Here is a 16,682-nt window from a genome sequence, read left to right on the forward strand (position 1 = left end):
GCCGTCCTGGACCGGGCCGTCCTGGACCGGGCCGTCCTGGACCGGGCCGTCCTGGACCGGGCCGTCCTGGACCGGGCCGTCCTGGACCGGGCCGTCCTGGACCGGGCCGTCCGGGCCGGGCCGTCCGGGCCGGGCCGTCCGGGCCGACGTCATCCAGGGATGCGGGCCGCGTCGGTGTCCTCCGTGCTTTTCCCCCACCTCCCCGGCGCTCCGGGAGCGTTGTCAGACCCGTCACCTACTGTGAAATCCGTTCGGAACCAGAAGGTCGGGGGAGGGGTCCTGCCATGGGCTGGATCGAAACGTCGGGCGGGTATGCCGTCACGCTGGACGGCACGCGGGTGGTGTGCCGCAGTGCCGCGGGCCGCCCGTTGAAGCAGGTGCCCGCGAAGCTCAAGGATGACGCCGAGGTCGTCCGGCTGCGGCAGTTGGCGGAGTGGCTGGAGCGGCACGAGCGGGAGTGCCGGGAGCAGGTGGATACCTGGCTCGCGCGTTCACTGCCGGTGCCGGTGGCACTGCTGGCGCGGGTATGGCCGGACCCGGCCTGGCAGGGCGCGCTGCGCGACCTGGTGGTCGTGCCGGTGGCCGGGGACGGCTCGGCCGACACGGCGTGTGCCGGGTTTCTGCGGGACGCGGATCCGGTGCGGGGAGTGGGAATCGTCGACCTGGACGGGGACTCGGTGCGGCTGGACCCGGTCGAGGTGGAGACGGTACTGATTCCGCATCCCGTGCTGCTCGAAGACCTGGCCGAGCTGAGGGAGTTCGCGGCGGAGCTGGGCATCACGCAGAGCGTGGAGCAGCTGTTCCGTGAGGTGTGGCGGCGGCCGGAAGCCGCTTCCACCGGGACGAACTGGCGTGCGTACGCCCATGGGAAGTTCGGGCAGTTGCGGCATGCCACCGGGCGGGCGACCTCACTGGGCTACCGGGTCCGGGGTGGTCAGGCGGTGTGCGCGCTGGTGGAGGGCGGCCGTCAGCTGGAGGCGGCGTACTGGCTGGGTGACGACTATCCCGAGTCGGAGACGCTGACCGGCGCGCTGGAGTGGCGTGACGCGGCCGGACGGCGGCTGCCGCTCACCGAGGTGGGACCGGTCGCCTGGTCGGAGGGCGAACGGATGGCCGCGCTGGTGTACGCGGGCCGCGTGATCGAGAGCGATGAAGAGGGGGCGCTGTGAACGGGGGGCGACTGCCGGGCGGAAAGCCGGCGGAGAGCACAGGTCTGCTCGGCACAGGTCTGCTCGGCACGGGCCTGCTCGGCACGGGCCTGCTGACAGCGGACCTGCCGGCCGAGGACCTGCTGGAGACCGGCGCGGTGCTGCCCCTCGGCGGCACCGCGGGCGATGTACTGACAGCCCGGGCGTACGGACATCCCGCGCTGGACGACCGCACGGTGGTCCGGCTGGTGCCCGGGGCGATCGGCGCGGCCGAGGACCTGGCGCTGGAGTATCTGGGGTTCGGCGGGGCCGAGGTGGATGAAGTCGGCCGGGTCAGACAGCGGTCGCTCAGCTTCCCCGCCTGGGCGCTCGTGCACGACCCGGCCAACGGCCATCACGCGCTCGCCGTGGTCAAGGAGATGGAGCGGCTCACCCGTCTCGTCGCCACCAAGCCCGGGCTGGCGATGGACGGGTTCGACGAGATCGGCGATCGGCTCGACCGGTCCGTGCCGGGATTCCTGCCCACCTTCTACGAGCAGGTGGGGCGGCTCTTCCTGGCCGTCGACTCCAGCCGGAACGCCTCGGTGTTCTTCGGGAAGGCGCGGGCGGCAGAGCAGCGGCATGCGCTGGCGGTGGACGAGGAGCGGCTGCGGGAGGTGTTCCTGGAGTTCGCCGCGGCCGGGGCACTGAGCGGCAAGGCACTGCGTGAGCACGCGAAGGCGCTGACGGTCCGGTTGTCGGCGGCGGAGGCGTTCGGCCAGTTCCGGGCGGTCTCGCTGGAGCGGTGTGCGGCCGGGCTCGCCCCGTACGCGGGGATGCTGGAGGATCTGCGGCGGCTGGCGAAGGGCGCGGGGCTGGACGTGGCTGCCGAGGAAGGATCGCTGCTGGCGGAGATCATGCACACCGGTGCGATGAACCGGGCGGCGGCGAGCTTCTGGAAATCCGCGCTGCCGTCACTGACGGCCCTGGCGGCGCGGGACCGGACCGTGCGGGAGCGGTTGCTGACGCTGTTTCCGGTCACGGGCGGCGACAGTCCGGAGGAGTTCGACGCCTCCTGGCTGGCCCTGCTGGACCGGTGCGGGGCGGTCGACATGCTGATGGACGGCTCGGTTCCGGCTGCCGAGTGGCTGTCGTCCTGGGCCGCGCACCGGCAGCGCGGCTGGCGGTCCACGAAGCGACTGGCGGCCGAACTGGCCCTGTTGGAGCGGCTGGCGGAGCGGCTCTCGGCCGACGGCACGCCGGTACGACTGGTCGGCGGCCACGGCTGGCGCACCGCCGCCGACCTGGATCTGCTCGACGCCTGCCTGGCGAGCGGGGTGCCGGTCGACGGTCCCCCGGCCGACTGGGCTCTGGAGCTGGCCGGCTGGCTGTCCGATGAGAGTGAGGGGCGCAGGGATCTGGTGGCACTGACCACGGATCCCCGGTTCATCCCGCTGCTGCGGGCGGGCGTGGAGCGGATCGCCCAGAGCGGCGAGCCCCAGCGGCTCGACAGGATCGCCGGCCATCCCGCCCTGCGTACCGCCCTGGTCGGCTGGTTCGGTGAACGGGCCGACGACCTGGCAGGACCTTTCGGACTTCCTGAGCTGGGACGGCAGTTGGGGCGAATGACCCGCTTCTCCACGCCGTCGTTGCTGGCCGTGGCACCGGAAGCGGTGGCGCGGATCACCGCGATTCCGACCGCGCCGGTCCTGGCGCGCACGCTGCGGGCGGGCATTTTCGACGAGTTGGGCTGGCCCGCGCTGGAGGAGGCCCTGCCGGAGCTCGGTGCGGTCGATCCGAAGGCCGCCGGGCAGCGTCACCGTCATACCGCCGGATCCTGGTACCAGCTGACGGACGCCTGGCCGGCCCTGCTCGTCCGGGTCGGGACCCAGGTCGCGGCGGTGGGTCCCACGGGCGTGATCGACCAGCGGGTGCTCACACCGCCGAAGACATCCACAGCCACCCCCTGGGACACGACGGCGATCCGCTATGCCGGAGGTCAGTGGCTGATCGCGCAGGGCCACGGCGACGACCGGCGTGCCCTGTGGTCGGGGCGGCCCGCCGAGGTGTTCACACCCGTGGGCGAGCTGAACGACCATGGCACGGATGCCCGGACACCCTCGCTGGCGCTGCCCGACGGCGGCCGCTGCTACGGCGGCCGGCCGGTGTACGCGGGCGACACCTCGTTCGCGGCGGAGCGCCGTCAGGTGGCGTCGGACGGCATCTCCCTCTGGGTGCTGCACGAGGACCAGTGGTGGGAGTACGACCCGGAGTCGGCCCGCAGGGGCCGGGTGTCACTGCCCGCCTTCTTCGACTCGGCATTGGCCGGGGGCCGGGGACAGCTGGTGGCCGGGTCCTGTCGGCTGCTGCCCGTACAACCAGGTCTGGAATCCTCGCCGTTCGGCACGGAGAACGGGCTGCTGGGCTGGTGGGTACTGCATGACCCGGAGAAGGGGACGCTCACGGCCTGCTCGGTGGACGGCAGTCGGAGCCCCGCCGTGTCCGTGTCCTCCGGTGACCGCACGCGCCACTTCGGCGAGGGCGTTCCGGTGCCGCCGCTGCGGCTGCCCGGCGGAGCCGTGCTGCATCCGCGTGAGTCACGCGGGTACGAGACGAAGATCGATCTGTACGACGCCGAGGGAGTACAGCTCGCGCATCTGCCCGAAGGGCGCCGGGGCGGCGGCTACGCGGCGGGCAGCGCCCTGGTGCCCCCGCTGGCGTACTGGCACGCGCTGCGGCCCCGCGACGAGGCGGGCTCGGCCGCGCTGCGCACGGTGACGGACGCGGACGCGCAGGCGCTGCTGACCGCCGTCACCGGCGGAGCGACCACGCGGGAGGCCGTGCGCCGGGTGCTGCCGGAGATCACCCATCCCGCGCTGGTGGCGGGCGTGGCCGGACTCGTGGACGAGGCGGACCGCCAGGGCAAGCGCATCGGGGTCCTCGCCGAACGGGCCGCACGACGACAGGATTCCACCGCACCGGCGGAGCCGACGGTCCTGCACGCCCACGACGGCACTCTGAGCGAGGCGTTCCGGGGCTTCGTGACACCGGCGTACAGCTACTTCTACCAACGCGGGTCGCGGAACAACACCACGGTCATCCAGCAGATCCTGGCGCTGCCGGGGGTGCTGGCACCGGGCGCGGCCCCGGGGCGGAAGGCCGTTCCCGGTCCGGGTGAACAGTGGCTGACTCTGTGCGGCACCGGGATGGCGGCGCTCGCGCTGCGTGCGGCCTCACCGGTCACGTCGCAGACGCACCGCGCGGCTCTGCTGGAGTTCCTCGACACGGCACTGGGCGTGGAGGCCGGGGGTGACGCCGTCCTGATCGATCCGCGTGGCCGGCTGCGCACCCTGGAGCTGCGGATTCCCGGGACCTTCCAGGGGGACGAGCACGTCGGTGAGGTGCGGCACGCGGGAGCACGGCGGCTGGTGCTCCTGGGCCGGCTGCGGAGCGAGCAGCGGGACGGCTTCTGGCAGTGCGTCGAGTACGACCCCGCCGGGGTCTTCGGCGGCTGGGACGGGTGCACGCTCCTCTCGTCCGAGGTGCTGGGCGCGGCGGGGGACCAGGTACGGGCCCCGGCGGTCCGCCGCCTGCTGGAACTGGTGCGGGAGCGCGGTCCACTGCCGTACCACCCGGAGAACGCCACGGACTTCGCCGACCAGGTCGGTATCACCCCGGCGGCCGCCGCATTGCTCCAGCTGGGCTATCGGAGCCGGGACGTGCTGACCGCCGAGTATCTGGAACCGCTGGGCGCCAAGAACGCGGAGGCGCAGGTCGCCGTCTCCACGCTGGCCGCGCTGACCTTCGGGCAGTCGCGGGCGTTCACCGCGCTGCTGCTGCCGGGTGACCCGGCGCGGGTGGCGGATCTGTGGAGCACGGGCTTCGCGACGGCACCGCTGGTGGAGAGGTGGGTCGCCGCACGCGGCCGACGACGGCCCACGCCGCCTTCGCTGTTCAGGCCGATGACGGCCGAGACGGCCGACCACGGGCGCTCCGTGGAGGAGGTGCTCAACCCCGAGTGGCAGCCGCAGCTCACCGGCCGTACCCAGCAGCGGCTCGTCGAAGGGCGGCCCGCGCCGGTGGATCCGGACCGGCTGCTGACCGGGAATACGGTCCAGCGCTGGGTGGCAGCCCTGCGCTGGCTCGCCTACCGGCTGCCGTACGGCGACCCGCTCCGTGCCGTCCTGCCGCTGACCCTGGGCATCCTGCGGGAGCGGCTCGCCGACCCCGGTCTGCTGCTGGACCTGGGCGTGACCTGGGATTCGGCCTACACCGCCGTGTCCCCTCGGCTGCGGGAGGCGTACGGCCTCGCCCCGGAGCGCGGCGGGGACGAGAAGGAGATGTCCGAGCTGTCGGCCGCGCTGGTGCTGACGCCGATGCCGTACAGAAGGCAGGGCGACGAGGTGTGGGTACGGCCGGCGGCCGTGCTGCCGGCGGCCTGGAGCGACGGCGCCACGGACGGCGGCGAGGGCGGCGGGAAGGACGGCGGCGAGGGCGGTCCCGACCATCCGGACCTGAAGCTGCTGGTGGCGACTGCGCGGGCGGCGCCGGGGCTGGAAGCGTTGCGGACGCTGCTGAGCGAGGAGTTCACGGTGCTCGTGTCGGCGGACGGCCCGGCGGGGTCACCGCAGGACCCGAGCCGCGGGGCTCCCGGACCGGTGAGACAGGCGGCGGAGCGGTTCGGGCTCTCGGAGGACGCGGCCGCTGTCTATCTGATGCTGCTCGCACTGCCCGACCCGACCGACCGCAACCAGGCGGCGTGGACCGGCTGGAAGCCGGCCAGGCTGAAGAAGGCGCGGGCCGAACTGGCCGCCACCGAGCTGGTGGTGAAGGCGCGGCGGGCGCGAGCCGGGCGGTCGCTGTTCCTGCCCGGTGGCTGGCTGGAGCAGAGGACGCCGCCACGGTTGCCGGCGGAGACCTGGAAGACGGTCCTGCTGCCGTGGGACCTGCCGGGCTTCGTGGTGCCGGACCGGCCGGTGCCCGAGTTGTACGAGGCCGCGTGGCGGCGGGTGGCCGACGGCGACAGGCCGGGGTTCGAGGAGTTCCAGGGCCGTACCGGCCGGAGGGGGAGACGATGACAGGGACAGGTGTGAAGACGGCGACGGAGACCCGGTCGGGCCGGCAGATGGAGCTGCCGGAGGATCGGTACGCGGCGGAGCTGGCGTTTCTGGCGGGATACGACGCGGGGCCGCGGCCTCCCGGGTGGCGGCTGACACCGCGCGCCGTCGTGCTGTTCGTCTGCGGTACGGACGGTGAACCACTGCGGTCGCCGGACGGCGGACAGCTCGCGGTGTCCCGCAAGTTCGTGGGCGACCGGGCTCTGGTGGAGCGCTGCGTGGTGACGCTGGCCGGTGAGCGCGGACTGCTGCTCGTCGGCGAGCCCGGCACCGCCAAGTCGATGCTCTCCGAGCTGCTGTCGGCCGCGGTGTGCGGCACCAGCACGCTCACCGTGCAGGGCACGGCCGGCACCACGGAGGACCAGCTCCGCTACGGCTGGAACTACGCGATGCTGCTGGCCAAGGGGCCCAGCCGGGAGGCGCTGGTGCCTTCCCCCGTCCTCACAGCCATGACGCGCGGCGCGGTCGCCCGGGTCGAGGAGGTCACCCGCTGTCTGCCGGAGGTGCAGGACGCACTGGTCTCGCTCCTGTCGGAGCGCCGCATGTCCGTACCGGAACTGGCCGGTGGGGAGGACGGGGACAGCACGGTGCACGCCGTGCCCGGCTTCACCCTGATCGCCACCGCGAACCTCCGTGACAAGGGCGTCTCCGAGATGTCCGCCGCCCTGAAGCGCCGGTTCAACTTCGAGACGGTCGGCCCCATCGGTGATCTCGACGCGGAGACCGAGCTGGTGCGCGGCCAGGCCACGGCGGCACTGGTGCGGGGCGGCGCGCGCTTCTCGGTGGACGACACCGTGCTCGAAGCACTGGTCACGGCGTTCCGGGACCTGCGGACCGGGCGGAGTTCGGAGGGCTGGGAGATCGAACGCCCCTCGACGGTCATGTCGACGGCCGAAGCGGTCCATGTGGCCATCTCGATGGGGCTCGGTGCGGCCTATCTCGGAGACGGCCGGGATGTCGTCCGTACGCTGCCCGGTCATCTGCTCGGCACGGTCCGCAAGGACGACCCGGCGGACCACGCGCGCCTGCTGGGGTACTGGGACGGCCCGGTCAGGCGCCGGGCGGAAGCCGGGGCTCCGCTGTGGCGGACGCTGTGGGAGCTGCGCGATGAACTGGGCTGAGCCGAGGAGGGTGCCGGGCGGCGGCTCGGGGGCTGAGCCCGGAAGTCTGCGCAGCGGCGGCTCGGGGGCGGCTCCGGGCGGCCGGGCCCCTGAGGCCGCCCTGGCGGAGCTCGCCGGGTGCCGGGAGCCGTATCTGATCGGGGTGCGCCACCACTCCCCCGCGCTGGCCGCGGCTGTTCCGGCGATGCTGGCGCAGGCGGCGCCGGAGACGCTGTTCGTCGAGCTGCCGGAGGAGTTCGCGCCCTGGCTGCCGTTTCTCGCCGACCCGGCGACCGTGCCTCCGGTCGCTCTGGCGGGCAGCCGGGGGGACGCCTCCGGCGGACCGGTGTTCCTGCCGTTCGCGGAGTTCTCGCCGGAGCTGGCGGCGATCCGCTGGGCGCGGGAGGCGGGGGTGGAGGTCGTGCCGTTCGATCTGCCGCTGGCGGCGCGGGAGCCGGGCGGCGCTCCCGGTCCGGAGCCCGGGTCCCCGGCCGGTGACCCGGGCCCGCCGGCGGGAGGGGCGCTCACCGCCGCGTTGCGCGCTCGGGCCGGCGGGCGGCCGGGGGACGATCTGTGGGACCGGCTGGTCGAGGCGGCGGCTCCCGGTTCCGGCCCGGAGTCCCTGCGGCGGGCCGCGCTGCTGGTGGGCTGGGCGCTGCGGGCCGACGCGGGCCCGGTCGGCCCGTACGACCTGCGGCGCGAGGCCAACATGCGGCGCAGGCTGGCCGAGCACGGGGATCGCCGCACGGCGGCCGTGATCGGCGCGTTCCACGCACCGGCGCTGCTGCCGGGGACCGTGGAGCCCGGCCGGCCGTCCGGCGGCACGGATCCGTCCCGCGCCACCGCGTCCGTCGTGACGTCGCTCGTGCCGTACTCGTACGCGCTGCTCGACGAGCGGTCCGGCTACCCGGCCGGGATCAGGGATCCGGAGTGGCAGCGCGGGGTGTATCTGGCCGGGGGCGATCCCGCCCTGCTGGACGATCTGCTGACCGCGACGGCGGTACGGATCTGTGCCGCCGTACGGGAGGCCGGGCATCCCAGCGGACCGGCCGACGCCCGTGAGGTGGTCCGGGTCGCCCGGGACCTGGCGGCGCTGCGCGGGCTTCCCGCCGCCGGGCGCGGGGAATTGGCGGAGGCCGCGCAGACCGTGCTCACGCAGGGGCAGTTGTACGGCCGGGGCCGGGTCGTGGCCGCCGCCATGGAACGGGTCCTGGTCGGCGTGCGGCGGGGGCGGCCGGCGCCCGGGACACCCCGGTCAGGGCTGGGACCGGCCGTGGAGGAACTGCTCGGCGAGCTCTCCCTGCCCACGCCGGCGGCCCCCGGCCGCCGGGAACTGCGGCTCGACGCCCACCGGGGTGAGCTGGACCGGCGCCGCGAGCTGTGCCTGCGACGCATGGCGGCCTGCCGTATCCCGTACGGGGAGGAGAGCGGTGTCGCGGGTGTCGCGGACGCCGCCCCGCTGACCACGCGGTGGGCGGTGGCCTGGTCCCCGTCGACCACCGCCATGCTCGATGTGACGGGCGTGCACGGGGTGACACTCGATCAGGCGGCGGCCGGAATGCTGCGGCAGCGGTGGGCCGCCGAGCGGCGGGCCGGCGGCCCGACCGCCACCGAAGTACTCGCCGGTCTGGAGGAGGCGGCGCTCTGCGGGCTGCCCGCGCTCGCGGCGGAACGCCTGTCGGAGACGGCCGGGCTGCTGCCGGCGTCCGGCACCCTCCCCGAACTGATCTCCGCCCTCTCCCTGTTGGACCGGATCAGGTCAGGCCATCTGCCGGGGATTCCGGCGCGGTGGGAGCGGGCCGCGCTCGGCGGGGCCGCTGAGGAACTGACCGCCGCCGGGGTCCGCGCCCTGGACGGACTGACCGGTTCCACCGAACCTGCCGACGCGCGTGCGCTGGTCTCCCTGGCCGACCGGGCGACCTCGGCGCTCGGCGGGGGACTACGGCTCGATGCCGCGCTCGCCCGGCTGGAGGACGAGGCCACTCCACTGATCCGGGGCGCGGCGGGAGCGGCCCGGGTGCTGCTCGGCTCCCGGGACACGGCCGAGCTGGGCATCCGCCTGGCCTCCCGCGTGGACAGCGCGACGACGCCCGTCCTCCGCGCCGGTCTGGCGGGATTCCTGCGCGGGACACTGCTGGCGGCGGCCCCGCTGCTGGAGGCGGGCGGTGCCCTCGATCCGCTGCTGGAACGGATCGAGGCCCTGCCCGACCGGGGCTTCCTGGACCGGCTGCCCTCGCTGCGCGCGGGCTTCGACACGCTCTCCCCGGCGGCCCGGGCCCGGCTGCTGGCCACGGTCGAGGACCGCACGGGCCTCGCCGCGGGCACCCTCCCGGGACCCCTGACGGATCCGACCGCCTTGGCCCTGCTGGCCTCGGCGGACCTGGCGGGCCGGGAGGCGCTGGCGGCCAGGGGACTGGGGACGGGCCCGGGGCAGCCGGCGGTACGGATGGACGCGGCACCACCCGGCGCCCGGCCGGAGCCGTGGGCCGGAACGGCGCCCGGCGGTCCGGCCGGAGCCCTCACCCCCGGGGAGCGGTGGCGGCTGATCCTCGGACGGGGGCAAGGCCTCACCGGGAGCGCCGCGCGGCTCGCCGGGGCGCTGGACGAGCTGTACGGGTACGGGCGCGGTGAGGGGGCCCGGAGCGAGGAACGAGGCACAGGAGGTTCCAGGGGCGGAGACGAGGCACCGTTCCCCGATGTCCGCTCCTGGTCCGAGGAGCTGTCCGCGCTGTTCGGACCGGGCGTGCGGGAGGAGGTACTCGCCGCTGCCGCCGACACGGGCCGCCTCGACGCCGCCCTGGAGCTCGATCCGGCCGCCGCGCGGCCCTCCGTGGAGCTGCTGCGTACGGTCCTCTCGTACGCGGGCGGCCTCCCCGAGCAACAGCTCAGCCGGCTGCGGCCCCTGGTGGCCAGGCTGGTCGCCGAATTGACCGAGGCGCTCGCCAACCGGCTGCGTCCCGCGCTCACCGGGCTCTCCCATCCGCGCCCCACCCGCCGCCCCGGCGGCCCGCTCGATCTCGCCCGTACGCTGCGCGCGAATCTGGCGAGCGCCCGGCGTGACCCGGACACCGGCGCCGTGACGGTCCTTCCCGAACATCCGGTCTTCCGTACGCGCGCCCGCAGGACGGCCGACTGGCGGCTGGTCCTGGTCGTCGACGTGTCGGGCTCGATGGAGGCCTCGACGGTCTGGGCCGCGCTCACCGCCGCCGTACTGGCCGGTGTCCCGGCGGTGAGCACGCACTTCGTCGCGTTCTCCACCGAGGTCCTCGACCTCACCGACCAGGTCGAGGACCCGCTGAGCCTGCTGCTGGAGGTCCGGGTCGGCGGCGGCACGAACATCGCGCGGGGGCTGCGGCACGCCCGCGACCTGGTCACGGCGCCGTCGCGCACCCTGGTCGTCCTGATCAGTGACTTCGAGGAGGGCGGTCCGGTCTCCCCGCTTCTCACGGAAGTACGGGCTCTGGTCGACGCGGGGTGCCACGTCCTGGGCTGCGCCTCGCTCGACGACGAAGGCAGGCCGCGCTATTCGGTGGGCGTGGCAGGCCAGTTGGTGGGAGCGGGCATGCCGGTCGCGGCGCTCAGCCCCCTGGAGCTGGCCCGCTGGGTCGGCGAACGCGTAGGAGGTGCACACCGATGACGGACTCCGCTCCGGCACTCCCGCCGGTGACCGCCGAGGTGGCGGCCGCGGCGCTCGATCTGCTCCCCGCCCGGCTGCGTAAACGCGTGGACGGCGCGGTGGCGAAGGCAGCCGCCTGGCCGGTGGAGGCCATGCCCGGTGGGGTCCTCGTCCGTGTCGCGGACGACACGGAGGTGACCCTGAAGGTCACCTCCGGGATCGTGGCCGGCTCCGACGACGCGGTGTGCACCTGTCTCCTGGCCCCGGCCTGTCTGCACCGGGCGGCAGTCCTGTCGAGCGCACCGCTCGCGGTCGAGGAGGAAGGAGAACTCCACCCGTCGGCTCCCCACCCGGCGGCGCCCCACCCGACGACACCGCACCCGACGACACCGCACCCGACGGCTCCCCACCCGACGACGCCCGGTCCCCCGCGCGCCCTGGAGACGCCGGCCGACTCCACGGCCGGGCTTCCGGCCGACCCGTGCACGCCCGGCACCCCCGGGCCGCCGGCCCCGACTCCCGCCCAGGACGAAGCTCTCCGCGCCCTGCGGCACGCGGTGACGACCGTTCTCGTGGCGGGTGTCACCGGGGCCGGCGCGGTCCATCGGGCCGAGCTGCTCCACGCCGCGCACTCGGCGCGGCTGGCCGGACTGCACCGGCCGGCCGCCACCGCCGTACGGATCGCGCGACGCCTCGGCGAAGCCCACTCCGACGACCCGGCGTTCCGGCTGTCCGGGCTCTCCGCCGAGCTGACGGCGCTGCTGGATCTGGTACGGAACCCGGCCGAGGCGCTGTCCCCCGCGCGGCGCGCCTACCGACAGGAAGGGCCGCTCCGGCTGCACGGACTGTTCACCGAGCCGGTGGTGACGGCCTCCGGTTACGCGGGCGCCACCACCTATGCCCTCGCGCCCGACGGTGGCCTCCGCACCCTGTCGGACATCGCACCCGGCGGGCCCGAGCGCGCTCGCCAGGCGTCGGGTACACCGGTCCCGGGCGGTTGCGGTCTCGCGCTGCGCGACCTGGGCGACAGCGGCGGGGTGATCCTCACGGCGCCGGTCGTCTCACCGGACGGGCGGATCGGGGGTGGCGGGCAGGTGCGTTCCGTACGCGCCCCGGGAACGGGGTGGCACGAACCGCCGCTCGCCGCCCTCTGGGAGCGTTCCCCCGCCAGTCAACTGGCTTCGGCACTGCGCTGGTTGACGAAGCCGGCGGACGCGCGCGCGGCGGGCGGCGATCTGCTCTTCCTGGACGGCACGGTCACCGGAGCGGGTTTCTCGGTCTCCGGAGGCCCCACCCTGAGACTGTCGGCGCCGGACGAGCGGCCGGAACTCCCCTACGCCGAGAACCTTCAGCTGTTCGCCGCGCGCCCCGGGCTCGCGCTGCGGTTGATCGTCCGGGCTCTGCCGGACCGTCCCGACAGGGTCCACGTGCTCGCCGCGTGCTGGACGGGCCATGACGGCGAGCCCGTCCGCGCGGACCTGGGGCTCCGCCGGCTCAACCGCTCACACATCCCGGCCGGGGCCGTCCCGGTGGCCGGGCCGGTGGCGGCCGCGCCGCCCGCGCTCCCGGTCGAGCTGGATCTGCTGCGCAGGACCGTGGACCGCGCGGTCGCGGGAGGCCGGGCGGTCTCCGCCGCGTCGGCGGACGGGGAACTCCCGCGCAGACTGCGGGCGGTGGGCCTCACCACCGGCGCGGAGCGGATCCAGGCCCTGGCGGAGGCCGCCTCGGCCCGCCGTCACGATGTCCTGGGCCGGCTCCTGCCGGCCGATCCCGAAGGCTTCGCACTGGCCTGGCTGGCCGCGGCGGTCTACGCGACGGCGGCAACCGAATCCCTGCTGCTGGCGGCCTGGACGCCGCCGGACATACCGGCCACCGAGACCGCCGAGACGAACTGATCGGTACGGCCTGTCGTCCTACGGAGCGGGACGGCAGGAGAGCCGGATCCGGCCGAGGGAGAGAACATGCCGATGAAGTCGCCGCGCCCGCGCCTGCCCCGTACGCGCCTGCCGTCGCGCCCGCGCCTGCCCCGAACCCGGCGCGGGCAGCGGCGGGCCGTACGGGCCGTCGTGCTCGGATGTGTGCTCGCGCTGGCACCCGCGACCTGGACACACGCGGTCGCCGACGGCCGGATCCGTACGGTCGCGGACGTCCCGGCCCAGGATGTCGCCGTCGTCTTCGGGGCCGGGCTCCGGTCCGGCCGGCCGACGCCGTATCTCGCCCACCGCCTCGACGCGGCCGCGGAGCTGTACCGCACGGGCAAGGTGCGGGTCGTGCTGGTCACCGGGGACAACAGCAGCGAGGAGTACGACGAGCCGGACGCCATGCGGACGTACCTCGTCGGGCGCGGCGTGCCGGACCGGCTGATCGTCAGCGACTACGCGGGTTTCGACAGCTGGGACTCCTGCGCACGGGCCAGGAGGATATTCGGGGTCGAGCGGGCGGTGCTGGTGACGCAGGGATTCCATGTCCGGCGGGCGGTGGCGCTCTGCCGGGCGGCGGGGATCGCGTCGTACGGCGTCGGAGTCAGCGAGCCGCACGACGCGACCTGGTACTACGGCGGGATACGGGAGGTGTTCGCGGCGGGGAAGGCGGCGGCGGACGCCGCGTTCCGGCCCGACCCGACGTTTCTGGGGCCGGTCGAGACGGGGGTGACGGAGGCGTTGGCGGGGAAGGGCTGACGGCCGTCGGCGCCGTCAGGACGGGTGCGGGCAGGACGGGTGCGGGCCGACCGTGTCCCGGCTCCGTGTGCGGGCGAGCCAGTCGCCGCCCGCGATGAGCCGGCCACGCGACCGCAGCTGCCGGGCCACACGGGGCGCCGCGACGTACACCCAGGCCTCGGCCGTGGTGCCGTCCGGCCGCCGGACCTCGCGGACCACCCGTTCATACATGTTGCGCGGATCACCGGGCGCGGTGTACTCCTCCAGCTCGTCGAGTGCGCGGAGCAAGTCGCCGTACGCTCCGGGCGCCGCCGTCACCAGCTCGCCGACGACCGTGCCGGGTACGTCGACCGCGTCGACCGCGTACGGGTAGCCGGGCCCTTCGTACAGGAGCGCCCCCGCCAGCCGGGCCGGTTCCTCCGCGACCGTACGTCCGCGCAGGAACAGGTCGTGGTTACGCTCTCCCGGCCGCAGCGTGCCGTAGACGAAGAAAGGCGCACGGACGGACGCGGCACCGGTCACGGGCGGGCTCCTTCGGCGGCGGTATCGGACGGAGGCGGCAGGCCGGTGCCCAGTCTCCGTACCGGAACGTCCGCCGGTCAACCGGCACGGGCACGGGCGGACCTGGCGTCCCGCAGAGCCGGCCCCCACCGGGCGAGCCCGTCGCGTCACCCGTTCAGCGCGGGCCGGACCGCGAGCCGACCGGCACCGGGCGCCCTGCCGTGACCTGCGGCGACACCGTCCGGCAAGCGCGATACGCGGTCCGGCACCGGCGGATCTGATCGCCCCTCAGCAGGCGTACGCGCCGGGCGGCGCCTTATCTCGGAGGAGACGACGACCGCGGCGCCCCGGAGGACCCACCATGCGCACCACTGCCCGCCTGCTGACCGGTACCGCGCTGGCGGCCGCCACTGTCGCGCTGACCGCCGTGAGTGCCACCGGGGCGTTGGCCGGGGACTTCGAAGGGCTGGAGCTGTTTCCGCAGACCGCCGCGCCCGGGGCGACCGTCACGGTCGACACCACCGCCTGCGGCCGGGACGGCCATGGCAGGGGCGACGCGCGGTCCGTGGGCGCCGGGGACTTCAAGCTGGAGCCCGGCACCCACAAGGAGAGCGTCGTCGGGCGGTTCCAGGTGGCGGAGGACGCCCAGGCGGGCACGTACGGCATCCGCGTGCGGTGCGACAACGGCAGGGAGGCCACCGGCGACCTCGTCGTGGAGCACGCCGGGCCGAGCGGCCACGTGAAGACCGGGATCGGCGGCAGCGTCGCCCCGGACACCACCCAGATCGCGGCGGGTGTGGCCTTGCTGGCCGCGGCCGCCGTCGGCGGGACCTTGCTCCTGCGCCGCCGGGCGAGCGGCGCGCAGGGCAGTTGACGGGGCCGGATCTCCAGCCGCCCCGTATCCCCCCGCCTCCCCGCCCCCGTCACGCTCATCGCTGACAGGGGCGGGGACCCATGCGGAGTTCCCGATTCCGGAGGTCCCGATCCATGACCGCCCAGGGCAAGGGCTGGCTGATAGCCATCGCCGTCTGTCTCGGCGTCTGGCTCGTGCGGAACGGCTCGGAACCGGTGACCCCGCCCATGCCCTCCGCCGCCGAGGCGTTCGCGGCCGGCCCCGGGCACCACACCGAAGCGGCCGCGGACCCGCTTCCGCCGTCCGCCCCCGTCCGGCTGCGCATCCCCGGGATCAGGGTGGACGCCCCGGTCATGCGGCTGGGGCTGGGACCGGGCGGCGCCCTCGACGTCCCTCCCTCGGGAAACGGCAACGTCGCCGGCTGGTACAAGGACGGCACACCACCGGGTGCCAAGGGCACCGCGATCGTCGCCGGCCACGTGGACAACGCGCGGGGCCCCGCCGTCTTCTACGACCTGGGCACGCTCAAGAAGGGCCGGCGCATCGAGGTGTCCCGGCGGGACGGCCGCACCGCCGTGTTCACGGTCGACGCCGTCGAGGTCTACGAGAACGCCGACTTCCCCGACCGCAAGGTGTACGGCGCCGCCGACCGGGCCGAACTGCGCGTGATCACCTGCGGCGGCGGCTTCTCGGAGAAATCCGGCTATCAGGGCAACGTGGTGGCGTACGCGCACCTCATCGGTGTCCGATAGCCCGGGCACCGGCCACCAGGCACGGACAGCGGCCGGCCCCGAGGCCGGACCCCGTCAGGCCACCCACTGGTCGAACGCCAGCTTCGCGACCAGCGAGAACACCACCACCAGCAGCACCCCGCGCACGAACTCGCTGCCCTTCCTGAGCGCCGTCCGCGCGCCGAACATCCCGCCCGCCAGATTGAACACCGCCATCAGCGCGGCCAACTGCCACATCACCGTGCCCTGGTAGGCGAACATCGCGAGCGCGCCGCCGTTGGTACAGACATTCACGATCTTGGCGGTGGCGGAGGCGGTGACCAGATCGAGGTGGAGTACGGCGGTGAGCGCGAGGACCAGGAAGGTGCCGGTCCCGGGCCCGAAAAGCCCGTCGTAGAACCCGATCCCGCCCCCGACGAGCACGATCGCGGTGACCGTACGGCCCCGGGTGACCGCTCCGCCCGCCTCGGCTCTGCCGAAGGCCGGCCGCAGCAGGACGAAGGCCGCCACGGCCAGCAGCACCACCATGATCACCGGCCGCAGCGTCGCGCTGCTGATCCCGGCCGCGAAGAAGGCGCCTGTCATCGACCCGGCCAGGGCCATGAGCCCGATCCGTACGGCCGTCTTCACCTCGACCGGCGCCTTGCGCAGATACGTCACCGCCGCGCCCGAGGTGCCGACGATGGCCACGGCCTTGTTGGTGCCGAGGATGTTCGCGGCGGGCACCTGCGGGAGCCCGAGCAGCATCGCGGGCAGGAGCAGCAGCCCCCCGCCGCCCACGACGGCATCGATCCAGCCGGCCGCCGCAGCGGCGAGGCAGAGCACAACGAGCGTGGTCAGCGATATGTCGGGGGGCATGACCGTGACCCTATGGACGGGACGGCCGCCCCGTCCATCCGCACCCGCCGGCCGCGCCGCGCGTCACAGGTCGTCGGGCAGCGGCCGGAACGCTTTGTGGTGGGTGCGGCCGGATCGGTCGG

Annotated in this window: 11 protein-coding genes; 9 read left to right on the forward strand and 2 right to left on the reverse strand. The window is 74.7% G+C overall.

Features of this window, described 5'->3' with window-relative positions; genetic code table 11:
- Positions 1 to 6 precede the first annotated feature (6 nt).
- From ACIBAE_RS17860 to ACIBAE_RS17890, 7 genes are all read left to right on the forward strand, one after another.
- Positions 7 to 372: a hypothetical protein gene (locus tag ACIBAE_RS17860; RefSeq protein WP_399286139.1), complete on the forward strand. Its 366-nt coding sequence runs from the start codon at positions 7 to 9 to the stop codon at positions 370 to 372.
- The gene (locus ACIBAE_RS17865) at positions 285 to 1,169 is read left to right on the forward strand and encodes a DUF4132 domain-containing protein (protein ID WP_399285941.1); all 885 of its coding nucleotides are present in this window, start codon (positions 285 to 287) and stop codon (positions 1,167 to 1,169) included. The genes ACIBAE_RS17860 and ACIBAE_RS17865 overlap by 88 nt, the downstream gene beginning before the upstream one ends.
- A complete protein-coding gene (locus tag ACIBAE_RS17870) occupies positions 1,166 to 6,205 on the forward strand; it encodes a hypothetical protein (protein WP_399285943.1) in 5,040 nt (1,679 codons plus the stop codon). Before ACIBAE_RS17865 ends, ACIBAE_RS17870 begins: the two co-directional genes overlap by 4 nt.
- On the forward strand, positions 6,202 to 7,365 hold the full coding sequence (locus tag ACIBAE_RS17875) for an AAA family ATPase (RefSeq protein WP_399285945.1): 1,164 nt from the start codon (positions 6,202 to 6,204) through the stop codon (positions 7,363 to 7,365). Before ACIBAE_RS17870 ends, ACIBAE_RS17875 begins: the two co-directional genes overlap by 4 nt.
- On the forward strand, positions 7,352 to 10,981 hold the full coding sequence (locus ACIBAE_RS17880) for a DUF5682 family protein (protein WP_399285947.1): 3,630 nt from the start codon (positions 7,352 to 7,354) through the stop codon (positions 10,979 to 10,981). Before ACIBAE_RS17875 ends, ACIBAE_RS17880 begins: the two co-directional genes overlap by 14 nt.
- A complete protein-coding gene (locus ACIBAE_RS17885; protein WP_399285950.1) occupies positions 10,978 to 12,855 on the forward strand; it encodes a hypothetical protein in 1,878 nt (625 codons plus the stop codon). Before ACIBAE_RS17880 ends, ACIBAE_RS17885 begins: the two co-directional genes overlap by 4 nt.
- 66 nt (positions 12,856 to 12,921) lie before the next feature.
- A complete protein-coding gene (locus ACIBAE_RS17890) occupies positions 12,922 to 13,638 on the forward strand; it encodes a vancomycin high temperature exclusion protein (protein ID WP_399285952.1) in 717 nt (238 codons plus the stop codon).
- A gap of 15 nt (positions 13,639 to 13,653) precedes the next feature.
- On the opposite strand, the gene ACIBAE_RS17895 is transcribed toward ACIBAE_RS17890, so the two are convergent.
- A complete protein-coding gene (locus ACIBAE_RS17895; RefSeq protein ID WP_399285954.1) occupies positions 13,654 to 14,139 on the reverse strand; it encodes a gamma-glutamylcyclotransferase family protein in 486 nt (161 codons plus the stop codon).
- 340 nt (positions 14,140 to 14,479) lie between these two features.
- On the opposite strand from ACIBAE_RS17895, the gene ACIBAE_RS17900 reads away from it, so the two are divergent.
- Positions 14,480 to 14,992, forward strand: a complete 513-nt coding sequence (locus ACIBAE_RS17900; RefSeq protein ID WP_399285956.1) for a hypothetical protein — start codon at positions 14,480 to 14,482, stop codon at positions 14,990 to 14,992.
- Positions 14,993 to 15,105: 113 nt separating this feature from the next.
- Positions 15,106 to 15,723, forward strand: coding sequence for a class F sortase (locus ACIBAE_RS17905; RefSeq protein WP_399285958.1), 618 nt, complete (start codon positions 15,106 to 15,108; stop codon positions 15,721 to 15,723).
- 54 nt (positions 15,724 to 15,777) lie between these two features.
- Here the strand turns inward: ACIBAE_RS17905 and ACIBAE_RS17910 are convergent, their stop codons facing one another.
- On the reverse strand, positions 15,778 to 16,560 hold the full coding sequence (locus ACIBAE_RS17910; RefSeq protein WP_399285960.1) for a sulfite exporter TauE/SafE family protein: 783 nt from the start codon (positions 16,558 to 16,560) through the stop codon (positions 15,778 to 15,780).
- Positions 16,561 to 16,682: the final 122 nt, after the last annotated feature.

It is taken from the genome of Streptomyces sp. NPDC051569 (genome assembly GCF_044454085.1).
GTDB lineage: Bacteria > Actinomycetota > Actinomycetes > Streptomycetales > Streptomycetaceae > Streptomyces.

Excerpts from the sequence above, each read along its gene's own strand:
- ACIBAE_RS17880 (WP_399285947.1), top strand. The coding sequence starts at position 7,352 with ATGAACTGGGCTGAGCCGAGGAGGGTGCCGGGCGGCGGCTCGGGGGCT.
- ACIBAE_RS17885 (WP_399285950.1), top strand. The coding sequence starts at position 10,978 with ATGACGGACTCCGCTCCGGCACTCCCGCCGGTGACCGCCGAGGTGGCG.
- ACIBAE_RS17910 (WP_399285960.1), bottom strand. The coding sequence starts at position 16,560 with ATGCCCCCCGACATATCGCTGACCACGCTCGTTGTGCTCTGCCTCGCC.
- ACIBAE_RS17900 (WP_399285956.1), top strand. The coding sequence starts at position 14,480 with ATGCGCACCACTGCCCGCCTGCTGACCGGTACCGCGCTGGCGGCCGCC.
- ACIBAE_RS17890 (WP_399285952.1), top strand. The coding sequence starts at position 12,922 with ATGCCGATGAAGTCGCCGCGCCCGCGCCTGCCCCGTACGCGCCTGCCG.
- ACIBAE_RS17875 (WP_399285945.1), top strand. The coding sequence starts at position 6,202 with ATGACAGGGACAGGTGTGAAGACGGCGACGGAGACCCGGTCGGGCCGG.
- ACIBAE_RS17865 (WP_399285941.1), top strand. The coding sequence starts at position 285 with ATGGGCTGGATCGAAACGTCGGGCGGGTATGCCGTCACGCTGGACGGC.
- ACIBAE_RS17905 (WP_399285958.1), top strand. The coding sequence starts at position 15,106 with ATGACCGCCCAGGGCAAGGGCTGGCTGATAGCCATCGCCGTCTGTCTC.